We start from the raw sequence: 1,412 nt of genomic DNA, 5'->3' as shown, positions 1-1,412 counted from the left end.
GAAAACCATCATGGTCATCAAAGACCGAGCGGTTGTCCGCAGGGGCGGGAAGTCTCCTTTTTACTCATTCAAGCCGACGCCGCTCCGCGGCGCGGCTTAACTCTGGCGTTAGGCCCGAACAGGGAGTGGAATCGTGAGTCCTGGTCTCGAGAAACGGATTCTCTTAGGTATCCTCAAGCTGATGGAGCAGCCGTCTGAAAGTCCGCAACGAGGGTGGAAGGCTCTATCCGTTCTCATTGCCCTAGCAGCTGGCTCAGCAACCCTTTTTGGCCTCAAGGCATTTCAAGACCTTCCGGTCAGGGAGATGCTTGCGGTGCTGGCAGGTGTGGCAGTTGGTGCCGGCGTTGCATTCTTCGCGGCCGCAGCCTTCTTTTCTGAGCGCGTCGATGTTCTCTGCCGTGTCGTAGACCGAGATCTTGTTCATGACCGCCTCCGTGAACTTGGGGGCTAACAATTCATTCAAGCCGACGCCGCTTCGCGGCGCGGCTTAACTCCGGCGTTAGCCCAAAGAACACATGATCCCGGACGACGCAAGAACCGAAATTCTCCAGCGGCTCCGCAATGCCGAGACGGAATACGGCGTGCGGATCCTGCTCGCCGTCGAGTCCGGCAGCAGGGCGTGGGGCTTCGCCTCCTCCAACAGCGACTATGACGTCCGCTTCATCTATATGCGGGAGCCAGAGTGGTATCAGGCGGTCGACCTGGAAGAGCGTCGCGACGTCATCGAGTATCCGATCGTGGATGATATCGACCTCAACGGCTGGGACGTTAGAAAGGCCCTCAGGCTGTTCTGGAAGTCCAATCCGGCGTTTGTAGAGTGGATCCAGTCTCCCATCACCTACATCGATGAGAGTCTGTTCCGTGGAGCTGCTCTTGCCTTGCTGCCGGCGATCTACTCCCCCGAGAAGGGTATCTACCACTACAGGAGCATGGCCAAGACCAACTACCGGGGATATCTTCGGGAGCCAGTGGTCCGGCTGAAGAAGTACTTCTATGTTCTCAGGCCGCTCTTGGCAGCTCGGTGGATTGCCAAGACGGGCGGAGCCGCACCCATTGAGTTCGAGAGGCTTCTCACGCTGTTGCAGCAAGAGCCTGCTGTACTTTCCGAAGTGCACTCGCTGTTGGCGCAAAAGAGAGGCGCGCCGGAGTTGGGCCTCGCCCCAGCCGTCCCACGCCTCAATGCGTTCATCGAGGCGGAGCTCGCAGGTGACCCGACCGATGTTCCGCAGAAGTCACGTGCTCCCCAGGTAGTCGACGAGCTTAACGAGCTGTTTCACCGCGTCCTCGGGGAACACAGGGCTAACAATTCATTCAAGCCGAAGCCGCTTCGCGGCTCGGCTTAACTCTGGCGTTAGGCGGCACACCATGCATCGTCTCTACCCGATCGCAGATGACTTTGAGGCGACTATCCG

General features: G+C 58.7%; 2 protein-coding genes. One reads left to right on the top strand and one right to left on the bottom strand.

The features are described 5' to 3' along the window. Positions 1-253: 253 nt before the first annotated feature. A complete protein-coding gene (locus AC3A3X_RS17810; protein ID WP_487584308.1) occupies positions 254-424 on the bottom strand; it encodes a hypothetical protein in 171 nt (56 codons plus the stop codon). Between the two features lie 91 nt (positions 425-515). On the opposite strand from AC3A3X_RS17810, the gene AC3A3X_RS17805 reads away from it, so the two are divergent. Beyond that, the gene (locus AC3A3X_RS17805) at positions 516-1,343 is read left to right on the top strand and encodes a nucleotidyltransferase domain-containing protein (protein ID WP_487584307.1); all 828 of its coding nucleotides are present in this window, start codon (positions 516-518) and stop codon (positions 1,341-1,343) included. Positions 1,344-1,412 lie beyond the last annotated feature (69 nt).

This window comes from Lysobacter sp. Soil_N_23 (assembly GCF_057656135.1).
Note: the sequence above shows the minus strand (reverse complement) of the source record. Positions and strands in the feature narration are given on the sequence as shown.